At 37.8% G+C, this 18,441-nt stretch carries 19 protein-coding genes; 13 read left to right on the forward strand and 6 right to left on the reverse strand.

The annotated features are described in order from the left end of the window. Complete coding sequence (locus BLS32_RS01720; protein WP_091391576.1) at nucleotides 1-1,548, forward strand: glycosyltransferase family 87 protein; 1,548 nt, start codon at nucleotides 1-3, stop codon at nucleotides 1,546-1,548. 27 nt (nucleotides 1,549-1,575) lie between these two features. Here the strand turns inward: BLS32_RS01720 and BLS32_RS18390 are convergent, their stop codons facing one another. The 5 genes from BLS32_RS18390 to BLS32_RS01740 form a co-directional block, all read right to left on the reverse strand. Then, the gene (locus BLS32_RS18390) at nucleotides 1,576-1,716 is read right to left on the reverse strand and encodes a hypothetical protein (RefSeq protein WP_170227502.1); all 141 of its coding nucleotides are present in this window, start codon (nucleotides 1,714-1,716) and stop codon (nucleotides 1,576-1,578) included. A 35-nt stretch (nucleotides 1,717-1,751) separates the two neighbouring features. Further along, nucleotides 1,752-1,958, reverse strand: a complete 207-nt coding sequence (locus BLS32_RS18615) for a hypothetical protein (RefSeq protein WP_091391577.1) — start codon at nucleotides 1,956-1,958, stop codon at nucleotides 1,752-1,754. Between the two features lie 218 nt (nucleotides 1,959-2,176). Continuing rightward, nucleotides 2,177-3,286: a GNAT family N-acetyltransferase gene (locus BLS32_RS01730; protein WP_091391578.1), complete on the reverse strand. Its 1,110-nt coding sequence runs from the start codon at nucleotides 3,284-3,286 to the stop codon at nucleotides 2,177-2,179. Beyond that, on the reverse strand, nucleotides 3,283-4,278 hold the full coding sequence (locus BLS32_RS01735) for a polysaccharide deacetylase family protein (protein ID WP_091391579.1): 996 nt from the start codon (nucleotides 4,276-4,278) through the stop codon (nucleotides 3,283-3,285). The genes BLS32_RS01730 and BLS32_RS01735 overlap by 4 nt, the downstream gene beginning before the upstream one ends. A 100-nt stretch (nucleotides 4,279-4,378) precedes the next feature. Then, nucleotides 4,379-5,695 (reverse strand): glycosyltransferase family 39 protein, encoded by a 1,317-nt coding sequence (locus BLS32_RS01740; protein ID WP_170227503.1) that lies wholly within the window; start codon nucleotides 5,693-5,695, stop codon nucleotides 4,379-4,381. 283 nt (nucleotides 5,696-5,978) lie between these two features. Here BLS32_RS01740 and BLS32_RS01745 point away from each other — a divergent pair, with 283 nt between their 5' ends. The 3 genes from BLS32_RS01745 to BLS32_RS01755 are packed head-to-tail and all read left to right on the forward strand — an operon-like array spanning nucleotide 5,979 to nucleotide 9,334. Next, nucleotides 5,979-7,157 (forward strand): MATE family efflux transporter, encoded by a 1,179-nt coding sequence (locus BLS32_RS01745; protein WP_091391581.1) that lies wholly within the window; start codon nucleotides 5,979-5,981, stop codon nucleotides 7,155-7,157. Continuing rightward, nucleotides 7,147-8,667 carry a B12-binding domain-containing radical SAM protein gene (locus BLS32_RS01750; RefSeq protein WP_245699302.1) on the forward strand — a complete coding sequence of 507 codons (1,521 nt, stop codon included), beginning with the start codon at nucleotides 7,147-7,149 and terminating at the stop codon, nucleotides 8,665-8,667. The genes BLS32_RS01745 and BLS32_RS01750 overlap by 11 nt, the downstream gene beginning before the upstream one ends. 4 nt (nucleotides 8,668-8,671) lie before the next feature. Continuing rightward, on the forward strand, nucleotides 8,672-9,334 hold the full coding sequence (locus tag BLS32_RS01755; RefSeq protein WP_091391583.1) for a methyltransferase: 663 nt from the start codon (nucleotides 8,672-8,674) through the stop codon (nucleotides 9,332-9,334). Here the strand turns inward: BLS32_RS01755 and BLS32_RS01760 are convergent. Beyond that, a complete protein-coding gene (locus BLS32_RS01760) occupies nucleotides 9,329-10,351 on the reverse strand; it encodes a LacI family DNA-binding transcriptional regulator (protein ID WP_091391584.1) in 1,023 nt (340 codons plus the stop codon). The genes BLS32_RS01755 and BLS32_RS01760 overlap by 6 nt on opposite strands. Before the next feature lie 223 nt (nucleotides 10,352-10,574). Here BLS32_RS01760 and BLS32_RS01765 point away from each other — a divergent pair, with 223 nt between their 5' ends. From BLS32_RS01765 to BLS32_RS01805, 9 genes are all read left to right on the forward strand, one after another. After that, nucleotides 10,575-11,339 (forward strand): ferritin-like domain-containing protein, encoded by a 765-nt coding sequence (locus BLS32_RS01765; RefSeq protein WP_091391585.1) that lies wholly within the window; start codon nucleotides 10,575-10,577, stop codon nucleotides 11,337-11,339. 24 nt (nucleotides 11,340-11,363) lie between these two features. Then, nucleotides 11,364-12,191: a ferritin-like domain-containing protein gene (locus tag BLS32_RS01770; RefSeq protein WP_091391586.1), complete on the forward strand. Its 828-nt coding sequence runs from the start codon at nucleotides 11,364-11,366 to the stop codon at nucleotides 12,189-12,191. A gap of 173 nt (nucleotides 12,192-12,364) precedes the next feature. Further along, a complete protein-coding gene (rplM, locus tag BLS32_RS01775) occupies nucleotides 12,365-12,820 on the forward strand; it encodes a 50S ribosomal protein L13 (RefSeq protein ID WP_091391587.1) in 456 nt (151 codons plus the stop codon). Then, a complete protein-coding gene (rpsI, locus tag BLS32_RS01780; RefSeq protein ID WP_091391588.1) occupies nucleotides 12,820-13,206 on the forward strand; it encodes a 30S ribosomal protein S9 in 387 nt (128 codons plus the stop codon). Before rplM ends, rpsI begins: the two co-directional genes overlap by 1 nt. Nucleotides 13,207-13,368: 162 nt before the next feature. Further along, nucleotides 13,369-14,220, forward strand: coding sequence for a 30S ribosomal protein S2 (rpsB, locus tag BLS32_RS01785; RefSeq protein ID WP_091391589.1), 852 nt, complete (start codon nucleotides 13,369-13,371; stop codon nucleotides 14,218-14,220). A 145-nt stretch (nucleotides 14,221-14,365) separates the two neighbouring features. Next, on the forward strand, nucleotides 14,366-15,328 hold the full coding sequence (tsf, locus tag BLS32_RS01790) for a translation elongation factor Ts (RefSeq protein ID WP_091391590.1): 963 nt from the start codon (nucleotides 14,366-14,368) through the stop codon (nucleotides 15,326-15,328). A gap of 373 nt (nucleotides 15,329-15,701) precedes the next feature. Continuing rightward, nucleotides 15,702-16,916 (forward strand): hypothetical protein, encoded by a 1,215-nt coding sequence (locus tag BLS32_RS01795; protein WP_091391591.1) that lies wholly within the window; start codon nucleotides 15,702-15,704, stop codon nucleotides 16,914-16,916. 30 nt (nucleotides 16,917-16,946) lie between these two features. Then, a complete protein-coding gene (locus BLS32_RS01800; RefSeq protein WP_091391592.1) occupies nucleotides 16,947-17,456 on the forward strand; it encodes a hypothetical protein in 510 nt (169 codons plus the stop codon). Between the two features lie 17 nt (nucleotides 17,457-17,473). Continuing rightward, nucleotides 17,474-18,430: a DUF6175 family protein gene (locus BLS32_RS01805; protein ID WP_245699303.1), complete on the forward strand. Its 957-nt coding sequence runs from the start codon at nucleotides 17,474-17,476 to the stop codon at nucleotides 18,428-18,430. The last annotated feature ends 11 nt before the right edge of the window (nucleotides 18,431-18,441 follow it).

Raw genomic sequence — 18,441 nt, forward strand, 5'->3', positions numbered from 1 at the left:
ATGAAACAAGCTGTGCAAAAATATTCTTATTGGATCCCGATTGTGCTGCATTGCGTGTTTTATATTTTCAAAGCGGCTGCCTTTCCTGCGGGTGATTTTGCGAATTATTATTTTGGAGGGAAATTTTTGGCGGATGGGCATTTTAATGCCGCTGTTTATTTTCCGTACGAATTCAACAAAGCGATCGCCGATTTGGGTTACAGCAACATTTTTGTGAGTTATGCGCCAAACACGCCGTTCCTGGCTGTTTTATTTGTGCCATTTTCGTTATTGCCATTGGCTGCAGCCAAAATTCTATTCAACTGCATTAGTGTTTTGCTTTTCCTTTTCAGCCTGAAAAAGATCGTTTTGCATTATAAAATCCCGGATTTTTATGTGCTTCTGATTCCGGTGTTGTTTTTTGTGCCTATAAAAAATGAATTGCTGTTTGGGCAGGTTTACTTTTTATTGTTCTTTTTGCTGTCCGAAAGCTGGCTGGCTTATGAGAAAAAAATGTTTTTTAAAATGTCGATTTTGCTGGCCGTTGCCATTTTACTGAAAGTTTTTCCGGCGTTGTTGGTTTTGGTTTTTGTGTTTAAGAAGCAGTTTATACCGTTGCTTTATCTGGTTTTTTGCGGTTTGTTTTTGATGGCCTTTTCGATGCTTTTTACCGGAATTAACATTTGGGAATTTTATTTTTTTTCGGTTTTACCAAAAGCTTCCAATGGCGAAATTGCAGGCGAATATGTGGCCAATTACCAATCGGTTTTTATGTTCCTGAAGCAATTGCTGGTTTATGATAAAACCTGGAATCCGACTGGCTTTGATTTGCCGGTTTTGTTTGTCGCTTTGTTGTTGGCATTTAAAATCAAACTGGTTGCGATTGGGTTTTACATCAGCAGGAAAGCCAACAATTCGCTTTTTGTGTTGGCGTATTGGATTGTAGCGATGGTTTTGATATCGCCTTACGGCAGCACTTACACCTTTATTTTATTGATTTTTCCCGTTTTTGCGTTGGTAAAAAGCCCGTATTCTACTGTTGTAAAAACCGCTGCTTTTTTGCTGCTGATGCTTGTAAACTTTATTCCGGTCGCGCAATTGGTCGTCCTGCCGTTTCCGGTTTCTTATTTGCGGTTGTTTGCTTTGTTGGGGTTTTTTGGGATTTTGGTTTGGATGATGATTCGATATGTGAACCTGAAAATCATTTCGGTTGTTGTCGTTGTGCCTTTTCTATTGGTTTTGATCCTAAAGAAAAAAGAAATGGTAGTTTCAGATTGCGTGTTGAAAAATCCACCGATTTTGATTTATGATTTTAAAGTTTCGGGCAATGAGCTGACCTATTATTATTGGAATGAAAATGGGGAAAACCGAAAAACGATTGCATTTGAAGCGAAACACAACATTTCATCCAAAATAAAACACAATCAGGTTTTTTACAACGGAAAAAAAATGGCTACCGATTCAGGCCATAAATCCAAGGCTTTGGTTATCGATAAAAAAATCCTGTATTTATCAGATTTTGGCCGGGGCATTGGATTTTATAACTTGAGGATGGTTTCGGTGAAATAAAACCACCTTATACGCGATTATCAACATCTAACTTCCTGCACTATCCACATCCAATCGGAGTTGCTCCAATTTAGATTCAAGTAATAATTTTTCGAGTCCGAGTATTTCCTGCTTGTGCACTTGTTCGGCGATGAAATCCAAAATTGGTGTTTTGAGCGACTTAGCCATTTTGATATTTAATATTTCAACTTCCGGTTTCGATCTTATTCCGGTTTCGCGACTGGTGAGAAAATCAGTAAATCGTAACAGCCCGGCCTAAACACCTTGTTTTTCATAGCGGCAGCAATTTTTTGCGCCGTAAGCATTTGCTGGAATTCGTTTTCGCGCAACTGGCGTTCGAAATGTTGCGTGGCTGCTATTTGCTTTACCGGGTAAGTTTGTTGCCTGCTGGTTCCGTTTTTTGAATACAAACAAGCATTTCGGCGAAAAGTTGTTTTGTCGATAGCGGTAAATCGCGCTTGCCAATTTCAAATATAGACCATTGGCTGCGGGTTATACCGAGTAACGTTGCCATCTCTTCCTGGGTAATGCCAATTAAGGTTTTGATTGGGTGTTATTAAATAATTATTATAGAAAATGTGTCGCTCTTAGGAAAGCGTTTTATTCGAAAAAGGGCTACAATGCTACTTTAAGCAAAGCAACAATCACCGTCTCCAAAATTCATCCTTGTATTATCAAAATCTGATTTATTGAATACTTTTGAGATAATAGACTGTTTTGTTTTCTTTGTTTTGTACAAAAATATACTTGACTTCTTAAAATTTGCACAAATAGCTTCTTCATAGCAAATAATTTCACGTGTATTTTGTGTAATGCTCTGGAGTTTTATAACATCTGAAATAACCTTTGTATGTCTATTTTCAAAATAAGAAAATAGGACTTTAACAACGTAATTTCTTTTTTGAAGTACTATAAAACCAATTAACGTTCCTTTTTCTTTAATTTTAATATAGCTTATATTAAATTCTTTGTCATACATTGAAAATTCATATTTATTTTTGTCAGTGAGTTCAATAAGTGGTGCTTCCTGAACCCAGTTGTATGCTTTAAGCCATTCAAAAAAAGCAGTTGTTTTATGAGAGATATCTTTTTTATTAAATGTATTTATAAACGTTTCTGTTTCGCTATCAATACTATTTAAATATTCGATTTTAATATTTTTTAGACCCTTTTTTATGAATCGCCTTTGAACCGCCAATTTGAAATTAATAAAAAAATTGAAAAATGAATCCGTTATTTGAAATAGTAAATTCAGTGCTTTTGACTTAGGAATCAGGACAGGAATCACAAATGTAAGGTTACTTCTTAGTACCGCTTTTACGCCAGTGTTATTTTTAAGTGTTGTAAAATATCCTGATTTGTCATAAACCCTTTTAGCACTTGGAGTAAATTGAGAAATTCCAATTTGGCCTTCGTTTTCAGCATACATGGTATCAAGAATTTTTCTTCCGATCCCCGTTCCCTTTGTTTTTGGATGAACCCACCAAGTAGAAAGCCAGCCTATTTTTTTTTCTATACCATCGATGATGATTTTATCAATGAAAACACCCATATAACCTAACAATTCATTATCGATATAAGCTAATAATAACACAATATCATCATCACTTGAATTTGGGTTTTTAGAGTGTGCCAATAAGCGATGTTTGCTAATTGCCAAAAATGGATGATTCCAAAAACCAGCATCATCAAGCAAACTTTTAATATTTCTTTTGTAAATTTTCTTTACTTCAATCATTTTCTTTTAATTTGATATTTTCCTGTAATCTGATTGAAGCATTTATAGAGATTTTCAGTAACAATGTGCTTTTGAATTTGTTTGGTTGGATTCTCAAATGAAACACGTTGGATAATTCGATTATCAATATCCTTTTTTAAACCTGAATTCCCGAACAGTAAGATATTTTGATCATATTGGAAGAGTTCATTTAATAATTTTCTCGAAATATTTTTATCCGAAAACGGAAAGGCAAACAACGAATAAGATATTCCAAAATTAAGTTTTAGCCATTCGATAGATCCTATTATTTCTGTTTTTTGTTCTTCAACACTTAATTTGTTTAGAGGCGGATGTGTCATAGTATGCCCGCCAAAAAAGAAGCCATCATTCATCATTTCCTGAATTTGCACCTTTGACACATAGGGCTTTTGTTCTTTTAAATAGGCTTCAATGTCAAAATTCAATATATGAAAAATGTCATTTATTTTATTGCGTTCTGAGTATGGAATATTTTTGAATTTTGATATAAAGTCTCCGGTAGTCTCATAATTAATGTAAAATATTTTGCTTATTTTATCAAGCAAATTTTTATCAAAATTACGCTGTTTCAAGTGACTTATTATAATGCTAATGTAATGTTTGTATAAACCAATGTTGTTATCTACATAAACCGGATTTATAAAAAAGATCGCACTTAAACCTTTTTCTTTTAAAATAGGATAAACAACACTATATATTTCTTCTAAACCGTCATCAAAACTAATCAAAAAAGTATTTTTCTGGGATTTGTGCTGAATCAAATCATCAGGATTTATCGGAGTATAATTCTTTAATAAGACTTCTAAATCATTTTTGAACTGAATTGTATTTTTATAGGGATATAAATTTTCAATATGCGCAACCTTATTATCTCTTACAATATGATAGTATGGAAAAAGAAATTGGTTTTTAAATAAAGGAAGTAGCCTTTTGTTAGATATATGATACAAAGTGTTTTTGATGATTCCCATAACTGTACATTAAACTCAATTTGGTTGAGAGTTTTGTTTGATTGTAAAAATAACCTTTTTGGTAAATTTAAAACCAAAAAATCCTTACATTAATAATGGCCTATTTATAAAATTTATATACCTCGTGAACGTAAAACTCTTTTTTGACAGAAGAAATACCTTTATCCAGTTGTAAGTGTTTTATATTTCCTGAAAATTCCCCACCATTTGATAACAAGTAAATTTGATTGTTCTGCCTTAATTCTGAATTGATATAATTTTGGATTTGTTTGTTATCGGGCCGCAATACTACGAGTTCGAGTTGGTGCTTTTTATCAAACCGGTCAAAATAATATTGGTAAAATGTTTTTTTTCGAATGGCCAAGTTCAAATATCCCGGATCAATCTGAAGGTATTCCAGATGCGTTTTCTCCCACGGTTCGCCAATGACAATTACTTTTGAATGCTGTGAACCATTTGATCTTACTACATATTCTACGGCTTGTCGCCATTCTTCTCTTTTCGATTTGTAATGTGTAGTGCCTTCGGAAACTACAATAATTATTGCCGCAACGATTAAAATATTTTTTGCGCGTTTTGACAAATCGACAAAAGAAAGCAAAACTGCAATCGCCAGTAAAATAAATGGAACCAATATGATGTAATGCCTGTAATAATAAAAATAGGGAATGATTGGCGACCACGCGATAATCAATATGAAAAACAAAGCCAGCAGAAGAATGATGCTGTAAGCTGATCTGGTTTTTAAAATCTGAGACCATGAAAAATACACCAGCAAGGGCAAAGCGGCCAAAACTGCAATTGATGCATACTTGCCAATGGTAGAATAGCCAAAAAACAGCATCGAAATAATTTCTTTTACAATCGTAAAATCCTGGTCGATTAGAAATGACTTGTCGATTTTTAAAATGATCCAAAAATATGGCAGCCACAACAATCCGGCGGCAAAAGAAATAAAAACAGCCACAATGAGTTTTTTCAGAATCGAAATCTGCTTGTAATGGCAAACCATCAAAATACCAAACAACAACGCACTGACCAGTATTCCGGTATAATGCGTATAAGACGATAAAATGGAAAACACGGTAAAGTACCACAATTTTCTTCGAAAGTTTTTTTCTTCAGGCTGCAATAAATCAATAAAACACAGCAATTGCAAAACGGCAAACAGCAACAGCAACCCATAAGCCCTGGCTTCCTGTGCGAAAAACAAAAAACTGTAACTGCAGCCTACGAGCAATAAAAGTGACTTCCATTCGCCATGATGAAATCTTTTCCTGATGCCGTTAATGAAAAAAAACGAGGCGAGAAGCACAAATATTACAGATGGAAAACGTGCCCAGAATTCAGTTGCCGGGAAAATTTTCAGCCAAAACCGCAGGAAAAAGTAATACAGTGGCGGATTCGAGTCATACAAAACCCAGTTTTGAAGAAATTTATGATAATTAGGTTCTAAAGCGGCACACACAGAGTACAGTTCATCCAAGGAAAAACTGCGCGATTCCAAATTAAAAAATTTAGCAAAAACTACAATTATAATAAAAACAACTGTCGCTATTTTATTTAATTTATAAAAGTTATTGAAGTTTTTCCTCATTGGATTTATTTTTTCAAAAATATGCAAATATTAATTACTGAAACATTTAGATTTCAAGCAACCTTTCGCCTAAAAATTAATCTACCCATAAAAACAAAAGCAATTGCGTCAAATTCAACTTAAAACTAAAACCATAAACAGGATTGGTTTTATTACCGGAAATGCTTTTCGGCAGGTTTTAATAGCTGTTTTTGGAATGACAGTTCCTTTTGTAGTTATTCACAACAGCTCAAAAATAATTTGGGGTTCATTTGTTCCATTGTTGTTATTTTCTCTTCTTGCTGCTCAAATCATCAATTGGGGAAATAAAGAATATCTTTTGCGGATTTTTAGCAAAACACCTGGGAAAATTAACGTCGCCTATTCACAAAACCTTGTTGCTCGATTGCCCATATTGATTTTTTTTTCTATTTTAACTTGCTTCTATTTTCCCGTTTCATTTGGAATATGGATCTCTTTATGGCTTTCAGGCCGGTATTTGCAGCAATCAACAGAAGCACTAATTGTTTATGAAAAGAAATTTTCTGCTTCAATCGTTATTGAACTATTTGCCTTCGCAATATTTTGTATAGCTTTCCTACTGTTTAATCAACATGATCTTTATTTCTTATTGATTTTCTACAGTAGCTACCAGATATTGAAAGGTTGCAGTTATTTCCTTTTATTTTACGGCTTTTTTAATAAGGCGAATTTGAAACCTGATTTTTCATTTTTTACAGTTTCATTTCCATTTTTCGTGCTCTCCATTTTAGGTTTTTTGGCTTCAAAGGTTGATGTCTATTTGTTAGCGCATTTGGGAAACAAAATCGCAACTTCTGACTATCAAATCATCAACAGTTTGCTTGTATTTGTTATGTCACTTTCCGCATTGATCTATGCCCCTTTTACAAAAAATATTTATCGAAACAAAAAATCAGTTATTCAAAAAACTAGAAATCTATTAGCAATATCTGGATTAGTTCTCGTTCCAATTTCTTTATGTTGCATAACGTTGATCGCTTGTTTTTATTTAGGATTGCATCTTTCGTTTTTATTTTATACAATAGCATTTTTTTACATATTCCCCTCATTCCTATATGGGATAGAAGTCATAAATTTATTTCGTTCACACAAAGAAAAAACTGTAGTTGTCATTTTATTTTTTGGCGCGACAGCAAATACTATTCTTTCCGGTTTGTTCTTATATTTTGATTTTGGAATGACAGGCGCACTTCTTGGAAGCGCAATTGCACAGCTAATGGTATTGTTTCTATTTAAGCTAAATTTGTATTTTGAAAAATAAAACCATCCTATTCAACCCACGCAGCGCCAACGGCAAGCACCGGATCCCAAATTCGATCCTACAGGTCGGCGCGGCGATCCATGGCAAATACGAATATGTTTTTGTGGATGGAAATCTTGAAAAAAATCCGTGGCAAACGATTGAAAATTACCTCAAAACAGGCGAATTCAAATATTTCGGGTCTACGGTAATGCCCGGCCCGCAATTGCGACAGGCGATTCCGTTTACGAAAAAGATCAGGGAAATGTTTCCGGATGTAATTACGATCTGGGGCGGTTATTTTGCTTCGAACCAATACAAAGTTGCATTAAATTCAAATGTGGTCGATTATGTAATCAATGGCCCCGGCGACAATACTTTTCCCGAACTCATCAAAGCGATCGAATCGAACGATCAGGAATCTATTTTCCTAATCAAAAACCTGATCTATAAAAACGACAAAGGCGAAATCACCAAAACTGCGGTTGAAGCCCTGCTCGATCAGGACAAATTGCCGAAATTCCCATACGAATACCTGGATTCGTTTTATCCGGTGAAAAATTACTTGGCGAAAACGTTTATGGGCAACAAAACATTGTCGTACCATTCGAGTATGGGCTGCCCGTTTTCGTGTTCATTTTGCGCGGTAGTCCCAATTTACAATGCCAAATGGAAAGGCATGTCGGCCGCAAGAATTTATGAAGATGTCAAATATTTCAAGGAAAAACACGGCATCGATGCAGTCGAATTTCACGACAACAATTTCTTCACTTCCAAAAAACGCGTGCTCGAATTTTCGGAACTCATCATGAACGATAACCTCAGTTATTGGGGCGAAGGCCGCATCGATACCATTAATATGTATTCGGATGATGATTTGAAGTTAATGAGAAAAGCGGGCTGCAAAATGATTTTTCTCGGTGCCGAAACCGGAAATGATGCGGTGCTAAAGCAGATTAACAAAGGTGGCACGCAAACCGGGCAAATGATCAAGGATTTTGTGCTTCGGATGAAAAACGCCGACATTATCCCGGAATTGTCGTTCGTACTCGGAATGCCTGCAAAAACCGAAAAAGAAGTCTATGACCAGATTTTGTGGGACATCAATTTTATCAAGGAAATCAAAACGATCAATCCAAATGCGGAAATCATCATTTACCTTTTTAGCCCGGTTCCAACGGAAGGTTCTGAATTGTACAAGCAGATTTTAGATGCCGGATTTTCATTTCCGCAAACGCTTGACGAATGGATTTCGCCGAGCTGGGAAAATTTCGATTTGCGGAAAAATCCGCTCACGCCGTGGCTGAAGCCATACATGATCGATACGATCCGGAATTTTGAAACGGTTCTAAACGGTTATTATCCTACGGTTTCCGATTTCAGGATCCGCGGATTGAAGAAACAATTGCTGCAGGGCATTTCCGGACTTCGATACAAATCTGGATTTTATCATTATCCGTATGAGATCAAGGCTTTGCATAAATTCTGGAAGTACAGACAGCCGGAAATTGAGGGATTTTATTCGGAGTAATGATATGAAAGCAATTATTAAACGCATTATTTCACCACTGCTGCAAAGAGCCAGCCGCGTCTATTTGGCGAAAGCCAGACGCTATTCGTATAAAAATATTTCAGTTTTGGTCGAGCCAACGGTTTTTCCGCCATTTATTACAATCAGTACGAAATTGCTTTTGGAATTTGTGGAAACACTTCCGCTGAAAGGCAAAACATTTCTCGAACTGGGTTGCGGCTGCGGCATCATTTCGATATTGGCAGCGCAAAAAGGCGCAACGGCAACGGCAACAGATATCAATCAAATAGCTTTAGACGCTTTGCAGAAAAATGCAGCCGAAAATGGGGTTTCACTCGAAATTTTGCATTCCGATTTGTTTGACAATTTGGTCAACCGCACGTTTGATTTTATTGTGATCAATCCGCCTTATTATACGAAAGCGCCAAAAAACATTGGTGAAAACGCTTGGTTTTGCGGGGAAAATTTTGAATATTTCGAGAATCTTTTCAGGCAACTTCCTGATTTTCTACATCCGGAAAATGCAACTTACATGATCTTATCGGAAGATTGCGAGATCGAAAAAATAAAAGCCATCGCATTAAAAAATGAAATGGCTTTTGAATGGATTTCAGAGCAAAAAGTACTTGCTGAGAAAAATTTTATCTTCAGGATCGTGAAATTATAACTTCTTTGTGGATTCGCGCTGGCGCAATTCGGTTTTGATGACTGTTGTTTTAAATGTGTAATTTTCGTCTTTGCTCTCAAGTTTTTTGATCAGTAAATCGGCTGCAGCCTCGCCAATTTCCGGGCCGTGTTGGCTGATCGTTGTTAAACTCGGCGTCAATCTTTTAGACCAAACTCCGTCTGCAATCCCAATAATTGAAAGCTCTTCGGGAATTTTGTAACCTTTTTTAAGTGCGGCTTTAATTCCCATGGTTGATGCATGTTCGTCGATCGCTAAAATGCCGTCGATCTTTTGGTTGTCGATGAGTTTTTGCAATTGGAAGTCAAATTCTTCAGAATTGTTGGCACGAACGATCAAATCCTTATCCAGCGAAATTCCGTTGTCCTTTAATGCTTTTTCATACCCTTGGGCACGCAATTTTCCAACGCTGAGATCATCAATCGCTGAAAGAAATGCGATGTTCTTGCAATTGGTTTTGATCAAATGGTTTGTTGCATTGACAACCGAATCAAAGTCGTCAACAACTACTTTATCGCAAGCCACTTCATCGGTGATGCGGTCAAACATGACAATGGGCGTTCCGTCGTTAATGATTTCTTTGAAATGGCTGAATTCGCCGAGTTTCTGTGCTTCTTCGGAAATTGACAATATAAAACCGTCAATGGTTCCATTGCTGAGCATCTCGAGCGTATGGATTTCTTTTTCGAGTGATTCGTTTGAAATACAGGTCAATACGTTGTAGCCTTTTTCTTCTGCTAATTTTTCAATTCCGCTGAACACTTTGGCAAAAAACGGATTTAGGATATTTGGAATGATAACTCCAATGGTTTTGGTCTTCCTATTTTTAAGGTTAAGCCCGATAATGTTTGGCTTATAATTTTTAAGCTTGGCATATTCCTGGACTTTTATTTTTGTTGGTTCACTGATCTCCGGACTGTCGTTCAGCGCTTTGGAAACAGTAGAAACCGATACATTCAGTTCTTTTGCAATTTGCTTTAAGGTCGCTTTTTCTTTCATTTAGGTCTGATTTTGTGAATGTAAATTGTACAAAAAAACTGTGAAATTATAGAATAAAAATAAATGATTAACAACCAACCTTTACAAAACCAATAAAAATAAAACCAAAAGGCCAAATAATTCGAATATGATTTTTGGTAACCGGTTATTAATGAACACAAATATAATCATTATCAGTAACAACCAAAAAATTGTATGATTATTAACCTTAAATGTTTTAATTATGAAAAACACAGTAAACGTTCACGAAGTGAATCCGGCATTTACGGATAGACGAAGCTTCTTGAAAATCAGCGGTCTTGGCGTAGTAGGCGCAGGATTATTAATGGCGGTTGGATGTAGCGACGACGACGACGCAACTGGTCCAATCACAGACGATCAATTGCCCGGAGTCAGAAATGGCATTTTCGATTTGGGAGCAGGAGATTTGGGAATTCTTTCTTATGCCTATGCCTTAGAGCAACTTGAAGCAGACTTTTATACCAAAGTCGTAAATGCAACAGGCTTTGCGTCTACTTTCAATTCTACAGAACAAACTGTTCTTACAGATTTGTACAAACATGAATTAATCCACAGGGATTTCTTTAAAGCTGCCATTACCGGGGCTTTAACCGCTGCAGGCCTTGACCCGAGCGCACGTTTGCTTCCTACTTTAGAATTTAAATACGGAACGCTGAATTTCAGCAACCGCGACCAGGTTTTAGCAACTTCCAAAGCGCTCGAAGATACTGGTGTCGCCGCCTATAATGGCGCAGGACGTTATATCACAAATCCTGATTATTTATTATTGGCAGGAAAAATTGTATCTGTTGAAGCAAGACATGCTTCTGCAATCAGAAGCCTGATCCGCCCTGACTCTGCAGATTTCGCAGGAGATGATATTGTTGCACCTTCAAATGGACTTGACGCTGCAAAAAAACCTTCAGCGATTATTCCGGTAGCTGCTGGATTCATTAGCACCCCATTTACAGCACAATTTTTACCATAATTATAACCATAAAAAAGCATCATCATGAATATAATAAAATTTTTAGAAGCTTTTACCAGCGAAACTTTGACTACTGGTACCAGCTCAAGAAGAGAAAGTTTTAGCCAGTTTGGAAAATTTGGTAAAAATATGGCATTGGCTGCAATTCCGTTTGGACTTGCCGCTGTAAGTTCTAAAGCATTTGCTAACGATATCGGGCCAACACCTGCAACACCAGTTGGGGCATTGCAATTTGCGCTGACTTTGGAATACCTTGAAAACGAATTCTATGCAAAAGGTTTGGCTTCGGGAGTAATCCCAGGAGGCGGTAGAGAAGAAAAAGTTTTCAAGCAGATTGCAAAACACGAAGCATCGCACGTTACTTTTTTAATTAACGGATTAGGCGGCCCAGGAGCAGCAAACGTTCCTGCAAAACCAACATTTGACTTTACTGTTGGCGGTGCTTTTGATCCATTTAATGAAAATGGTATTGGCGCAGCAACAGCCTATCAGCAATTTCTTGCTTTGGCGCAGGCTTTCGAAGACACCGGCGTTAGAGCATATAAAGGACAAGCAGGAAATTTAATTTCTGAACCACAACTTTTAGAGTATGCGCTACAAATTCACTCTGTTGAAGCAAGACACGCTTCTGAAGTGAGAAGAATTCGTGGATTAAAGGGATGGATCACTGGTATTGAAAGAGGAGCAGGAATGCCCGAAGCCACACAGGCCGTTTACAACGGAGAAAATGTAACGCTTCAGGCAGGTTTTAACACTGCGACACAATTTGGCCCAGGCGCCGGAACAGAAGCTTATGACGAACCGCTAAATACACAACAAGTTGTAGATATTGCCAATTTATTCATCGTATAATATATACGTCTCATAAATTCCAAAGCCATCTTTATAAGGTGGCTTTTTTTGTGTTTATTTATGATGATTTTCAGCACTTAAAATAATCTTTTATAGGTGTTTGCATTTAAAATAATTATTTGTACTTTTGCAACCCCTTTATTGGGGATGGAATGTTTAATTAAAATAATATTATGGACGCATTAAGCTACAAGACACAATCAGCAAGCAAAGCCACCGTTACAAAAGAGTGGATCGTTGTTGATGCCGAAGGTCATAACTTAGGTCGTCTTGCTTCAAAGGTCGCAATGATCTTGAGAGGCAAGTACAAGCCGAGTTATACACCACACGTCGACTGTGGAGATAACGTAATTGTTATCAACTCAGAAAAAATCAACCTTACAGGAACCAAAATGGACGACAAGATCTACATGCGTCACACCGGTTACCCAGGAGGACAAAGAACTTTAACCGCTAAAGTATTGCAGTCGAAAAACCCTGCAACCCTAGTGGAAAAAGCTGTAAAAGGGATGTTGCCTAAAAACAAATTGGGAGCAGAACTTTTCAGAAATTTAAATGTTGTTGTAGGTTCAGAGCACAAACAAGGCGCTCAAAAACCTAAAACTGTTAACCTAAACGATCTTAAGTAATGGCAGTAATTCACAAAATCGGCAGAAGAAAAACTGCTGTAGCCCGTGTCTATGTTTCTGAAGGAACTGGAAAAATCACGGTAAACAAAAAAGAATTCGCAACTTATTTCCCAACAGCTACTTTACAGTACAAAGTAATGCAACCGCTTCAGATGACTGACAACGCTGCAAACTTTGATGTAAAAGTAAATGTTTACGGAGGTGGTTCTACAGGACAGGCAGAAGCGGTACGTATGGCTTTGGCACGTGTAATGTGTGAAGTTGGCGAAGGAAACAGAGCGATCTTAAAACCTGAGGGTTTATTAACTAGGGATCCAAGAATGGTTGAGCGTAAAAAATTCGGTCAGAAAAAAGCACGTAAAAGATTCCAGTTCTCTAAACGTTAATCGTTTAATACTCGAATTATTACACAAATTATTAAAAAGTTATTGTTGCTTCCTCCGGGAAATTAGTTTAGCATCTAAATGGGTTGAAGATTTGAAAGAGTTACATCTGACATCGAAAAAACACATTGCTAATTCAACAGAACGTAAACTAAAAAATTTAAAATGGCAAACAAAGTAGACGTAAAAGAATTACTGGAAGCTGGTGTTCACTTCGGACACATGACCAGAAAATGGGATCCAAACATGGCTCCTTACATATACATGGAGCGTAATGGAATTCACATTATCAACCTGTATAAAACTGCAGCTAAAATTGAAGAGGCTAACGAAGCCATGAAAAAGATCGCTGCATCAGGTCGCAAAATATTATTCGTTGCTACCAAAAAACAAGCAAAAGACATCGTTGCTGAAAAAGCTAAAGCTGCAAACATGCCTTACATCACTGAAAGATGGCCTGGTGGGATGCTGACTAACTTCGTAACCATCCGTAAAGCTGTTAAAAAAATGGCTTCTATTGATAAAATGAAGAAAGATGGTACATTCATGACCCTTTCTAAAAAAGAGCGTTTGCAAGTAGACCGTCTTCGTGCAAAATTAGAGAAGAACTTAGGTTCTATCGCTGATATGTCAAGATTACCTGCTGCACTTTTCGTAGTAGATATCAAAGCTGAACACATCGCCATAAAAGAAGCTCAAAAATTAAACATTCCAGTTTTCGCAATGGTGGATACGAACTCTGATCCGCGTGAAGTGGATTACGTGATCCCATCAAACGATGACGCTTCTAAATCAATCGATAAAATTTTATCTTTAGTAACTGCTGCCGTTATTGACGGCTTGGCAAACAGAAATTCTGACGCTCCGGCTGAAGATGCTGAAGGCATGGAAACTGCTGCTGCAGAAAAAACTGAAGTGGCTGCGCCAGTTGCAGAAGCTGCGCCAGTTGCAGAAGCTGCTCCGGCTGCAGAAGTTGAAGCTCCTGCTGCAGAAGCTGAAACTAAAACTGAAGAATAAAACCAAACATTAATTCCAGTTTTTGAATTCCAAAATCCAACTAAATCCCAAATGAAAATTTGACGATTTGATAAAATTGGAGTTTGGAATTTCGAAACTGGAATTTTTACTTTTAAACAAATTATAATCTTAAAAATATCAAACAATGGCAACTATAACTGCTGCAGACGTAAATAAATTAAGAACACAAACAGGTGCAGGAATGATGGACTGTAAAAAAGCACTTGTTGAAGCTGATGGTGATTTCGACAAAGCCATTGAAAACCTCAGAAAAAAAGGACAAAAAGTTGCTGATAACCGTTCTGACCGTGAATCTTCAGAAGGTGCAGCTGCTGCTTTTGTTAACGCCGATAAAACTAAAGGCGCTATCATAACCTTAAACTGCGAAACAGATTTCGTAGGTAAAAATGAATCTTTCGTCTCTTTAGCTAAAGAATTGGTTGCAAAAGCGATCAACTTCGCTACTAAAGAAGAATTCCTTGCGTCCGACTTTAATGGAATCACAGTTGCTGAAAAATTAATTGAGCAAACTGGTGTTATCGGTGAAAAAATTGAAATCGGTGGTTTTGAAATTTTAGAAGGTGCTTTCGTTGGATCTTATGTTCACATCAACAAAATTGCTGCTCTAACAGCGGTTTCTGCTGTTGTAGACAACGCTGAAGCATTGACTAAAGACATCTCTATGCAAGTCGCTTCAATGGGAGCCGACACTTTATCTTACAAAGATTTTGATCCTGCATTCGTTGCATCTGAAACGGAAGCGCGTATCGCTATCATCGAAAAAGAAAATGAAGAAGCAACACGTTTAGGGAAAACATTGAAAAATGTTCCTACATACATTTCTTACGCGCAATTATCTGAAGAAGTTTTAAAACAAGCTGAGGAAGACGCTAAAGCTGAATTAAAAGCTGAAGGCAAACCAGAACAAATCTGGGATAAAATCCTTCCGGGTAAAATGCAACGTTTCATCTCTGACAACACTACTTTAGACCAGGAAAAAGCTTTGTTGGATCAGAACTTTATCAAAGATGACAGCAAAAAAGTGAGTGATTATGTTAAAGAATCAAAAGTTGAAATTACAGGTTTCAAAAGAGTAGCTTTAGGATAATCAATCCTTGCATTTATATTTAAAAGCGTCTGAATTTCAGGCGCTTTTTTTTATTTGGGCGTTTCCCTCCGGGCCACGCTCTCGGCTATATGTTTTCCTTCGTTCCTCAGCAAAACGATACCGCCTCCATCGTTAACGCGGGCATCCAGCGATATAGAAACCCCTGATTAACAATTTGTTCATTTTAACGATCAAAATTCAAAAAATTATAATCTTATAAAAGCAGGCAAAAGCTTTTATGTTAAATTAATTTTTATATTTTTGTTTTTAACTTTTCTTTTAGAATTATTGCCTCCTACGCAATTCAGGTTCACCCCTATCCTATTTAGATCCAAAAAAGAATTTTTAGAACCAAAACAAACAAAACAATAAAATGAACAAATTTACCTTGTTAGGCCTGACACTTCTGGCCGCAGTGCAAATCCATGCGCAGTCCAAAAATCCCGAAATTGATTCAAAGTACCGCCGCAGCTCGCTCTACAAAATGATGATCGACGACAATTCGCGCTCTTATGCAGATGTCATTAGAAATTCTTTCCTCAACGGCCCGGATCAGGAAAAATTCAACAACCACAATTTAGGATTGCGTACGATCCCGGCCACCGATGCTAAGGATGAATCGGCAAACATCATCACTTTTATGGAAGCCAACAACATCGCAAGAGATGTTGTGGCCAAATGGTTTGACCGATCTGCAAAAGGTGGTTTCGACATGGAACTGATCAAAAAACGCGGAAGCTACGATGCGTCTGTACTTGACATTGCAAAAGCAAAATCCAGCAAACGCGGACTTGACATGCTTTCAGATGCCGGTGAAGACCTGATCAAAAACACTTTCATTCTTGTAAATGATTTCAAATATGTTTCCAAAGAAGAAGTGGCCAAAAAAGCCGGCGGATTCATGTCCCTTGCAGGAAATATCGGAGCGGCAGCGGGCGTTTCAGGCGCAAACGAAATGGCAAGCAACGCTACAGAAGCCGTAAACGTCGCCGGAAAAGGCTATGTCGTGAAAACCACAGCACACTTGTTCCGCCTGGTTTGGAATGAAGAAACCGCAGCCATTTTCTACAACGATTACTGGGCAGATGACAAAACCATCACACCTGAAAGAAAAAAAGCATTCGACGATTCTAAAATCTTCAAACTCGAATACATTGGATCTGATGTTTCATGGGCCGACGTACAATCATCAAGCTTCTCACAAAAAACAAACGAACAGCTTATCGAAAGAGCAACAAATAAAGCCATTGATGCCGTAATCGTAAAGCTTCAGAAAGAGCACGACGAATTCAAAACCAAAACGCCATTGTTTACCGGCGAACCAATAACTGCTAAAATCGGACTCAAAGAAGGCATTTCCGACAAATCAAAATTCGACGTCATGGAACAACAACAGGATGCCGATGGGAAAACCAAATATGTGGTCGTAGGAAGCATCAAAATAGATGACAGTTTCCCGATCTGGGACAACCGTTACGGCGCAGCAGATGAAAATCCGGACAACAAAACCGACAAAACTTACTTCAAAAAAGTCAGCGGAAAAGAATTTTTCCCAGGCATGCTGATCGTTCAGAAAAAAGGAAAATAAACAATAGAATTCAACATAAAAACAAGCAAAATGAACAAAAAACTGTTACTATTATTTGTGTTCCTGATCGCCGCTACCGGAATCAATGCACAACAAAAAAAAGCCGATAAAGCCACCGAAGCATTCCGCTATGAAATCGAATGCGCCGGCATCGGCACCGACGGAACCTATCTGATCAAAGTATGGTCGTATTCAAAAAACGCAAAATTCGCAGTGACGCAAGCAAAGAAAAATGCAGTCCACGGAATCATCTTCAAGGGATTTTCCGGTGGCGCACAAGGTTGTGTTTCCCAGAAACCATTGGCTTCTAGCCCAAACATCGAAGATGAAAAAGCCGATTTTTTCAAGAGCTTTTTTGCGGATGGCGGCGATTACATGAAATATGTATCTGAATCTTCCGATGGAAACATCGACGCGGCCGACCGCGTAAAAGTAGGCAAAGAGTACAAAATCGGCGTGATCGTATCGGTTTCAAAAGATGCTTTGAGAAGATACCTCGAAGAATCCGGCGTAGTAAGAGGATTAAGCTCAGGCTTCTAATTTTTAAATTTATCCAAATGAAAAAAAATATTATAAAAAATGCTTTAGTCCTGATCGCATTTTTCAGCATGTCTTTCACTTTTGCACAAGCTAAAAAACCAACGATCATGGTGGTTCCAAGTGATGTTTGGTGCAATACAAACGGTTACATGATGGTTTTTGACAACCAGGGAACGAAAACCAAAATCCCGGATTACAAAAAAGCATTCCAGGAAAATGCCGACCTTCTTTTGGTCATCGGAAAAATCAACACGATGATGGCGGAACGCGGCTTTCCCCTAAAAGACATGGGCGCAGCAATGAAATCCCTTGAAAGTGAAAGTGCCGAAAATTCGATGCTGACTTCAAAAACCGGCTCCGGAGTTGTTGAAAATCCAATCGACAAATTGAAAAAAGTCGCTAAAGCCGACATCATCATGCAATTGACCTGGACACTAAATACCACCGGCCCAAAAAAATCGGTAACGTTCAACTTGCAAGGATTGGATGCTTACACAGACAAACAGGTTGCCGGCGCACAAGGTACAGGCGCGCCATCTTTCTCAGCAGAATTGCCGGTTTTACTGGAAGAAGCGGTATTGGCACATCTTGACAATTTCAACGCCCAACTCCAGAAACATTTCGACGATTTGTTTGCCAATGGACGCGAAATCACCGTACGCATCAAAAAATTCGACTCGTGGGCTGATGATCTCGAAACCGAATTCGGCGGAAAAGAACTCAGCGCAGTCATTGAAGACTGGATGGCGGCAAATACCGTAAAAGGCCGTTTCAGCACCACCGATTCTACTGAAAACATGATGCTTTTCGAACAAGTCCGCATTCCATTGGCAGACGCTAACGGAAAATCAATCGATGCCCGCGGCTTCATAAAAGGCCTTCAGGATTTCCTTAAAAAACCACCTTATGCGATCACAAACAAATTGATGACCAAAGGTTTGGGCCAGGCTACTATCGTTTTAGGTGAAAAATAATCAATAAAGAC

Source organism: Flavobacterium noncentrifugens (assembly GCF_900100375.1).
Taxonomy (GTDB): domain Bacteria; phylum Bacteroidota; class Bacteroidia; order Flavobacteriales; family Flavobacteriaceae; genus Flavobacterium; species Flavobacterium noncentrifugens.

Bases quoted from the DNA above. Each gene is read 5' to 3' on its own strand.
- BLS32_RS01755 (WP_091391583.1), top strand. From the start codon at position 8,672: ATGAAAGCAATTATTAAACGCATTATTTCACCACTGCTGCAAAGAGCC.
- BLS32_RS01795 (WP_091391591.1), top strand. From the start codon at position 15,702: ATGAACAAATTTACCTTGTTAGGCCTGACACTTCTGGCCGCAGTGCAA.
- BLS32_RS01760 (WP_091391584.1), bottom strand. From the start codon at position 10,351: ATGAAAGAAAAAGCGACCTTAAAGCAAATTGCAAAAGAACTGAATGTA.
- BLS32_RS18390 (WP_170227502.1), bottom strand. From the start codon at position 1,716: ATGGCTAAGTCGCTCAAAACACCAATTTTGGATTTCATCGCCGAACAA.
- rpsB (WP_091391589.1), top strand. From the start codon at position 13,369: ATGGCAAACAAAGTAGACGTAAAAGAATTACTGGAAGCTGGTGTTCAC.
- BLS32_RS01720 (WP_091391576.1), top strand. From the start codon at position 1: ATGAAACAAGCTGTGCAAAAATATTCTTATTGGATCCCGATTGTGCTG.
- BLS32_RS01765 (WP_091391585.1), top strand. From the start codon at position 10,575: ATGAAAAACACAGTAAACGTTCACGAAGTGAATCCGGCATTTACGGAT.
- BLS32_RS01800 (WP_091391592.1), top strand. From the start codon at position 16,947: ATGAACAAAAAACTGTTACTATTATTTGTGTTCCTGATCGCCGCTACC.
- BLS32_RS01805 (WP_245699303.1), top strand. From the start codon at position 17,474: ATGAAAAAAAATATTATAAAAAATGCTTTAGTCCTGATCGCATTTTTC.
- rpsI (WP_091391588.1), top strand. From the start codon at position 12,820: ATGGCAGTAATTCACAAAATCGGCAGAAGAAAAACTGCTGTAGCCCGT.
- BLS32_RS01770 (WP_091391586.1), top strand. From the start codon at position 11,364: ATGAATATAATAAAATTTTTAGAAGCTTTTACCAGCGAAACTTTGACT.
- BLS32_RS01730 (WP_091391578.1), bottom strand. From the start codon at position 3,286: ATGATTGAAGTAAAGAAAATTTACAAAAGAAATATTAAAAGTTTGCTT.
- tsf (WP_091391590.1), top strand. From the start codon at position 14,366: ATGGCAACTATAACTGCTGCAGACGTAAATAAATTAAGAACACAAACA.
- rplM (WP_091391587.1), top strand. From the start codon at position 12,365: ATGGACGCATTAAGCTACAAGACACAATCAGCAAGCAAAGCCACCGTT.
- BLS32_RS01735 (WP_091391579.1), bottom strand. From the start codon at position 4,278: ATGGGAATCATCAAAAACACTTTGTATCATATATCTAACAAAAGGCTA.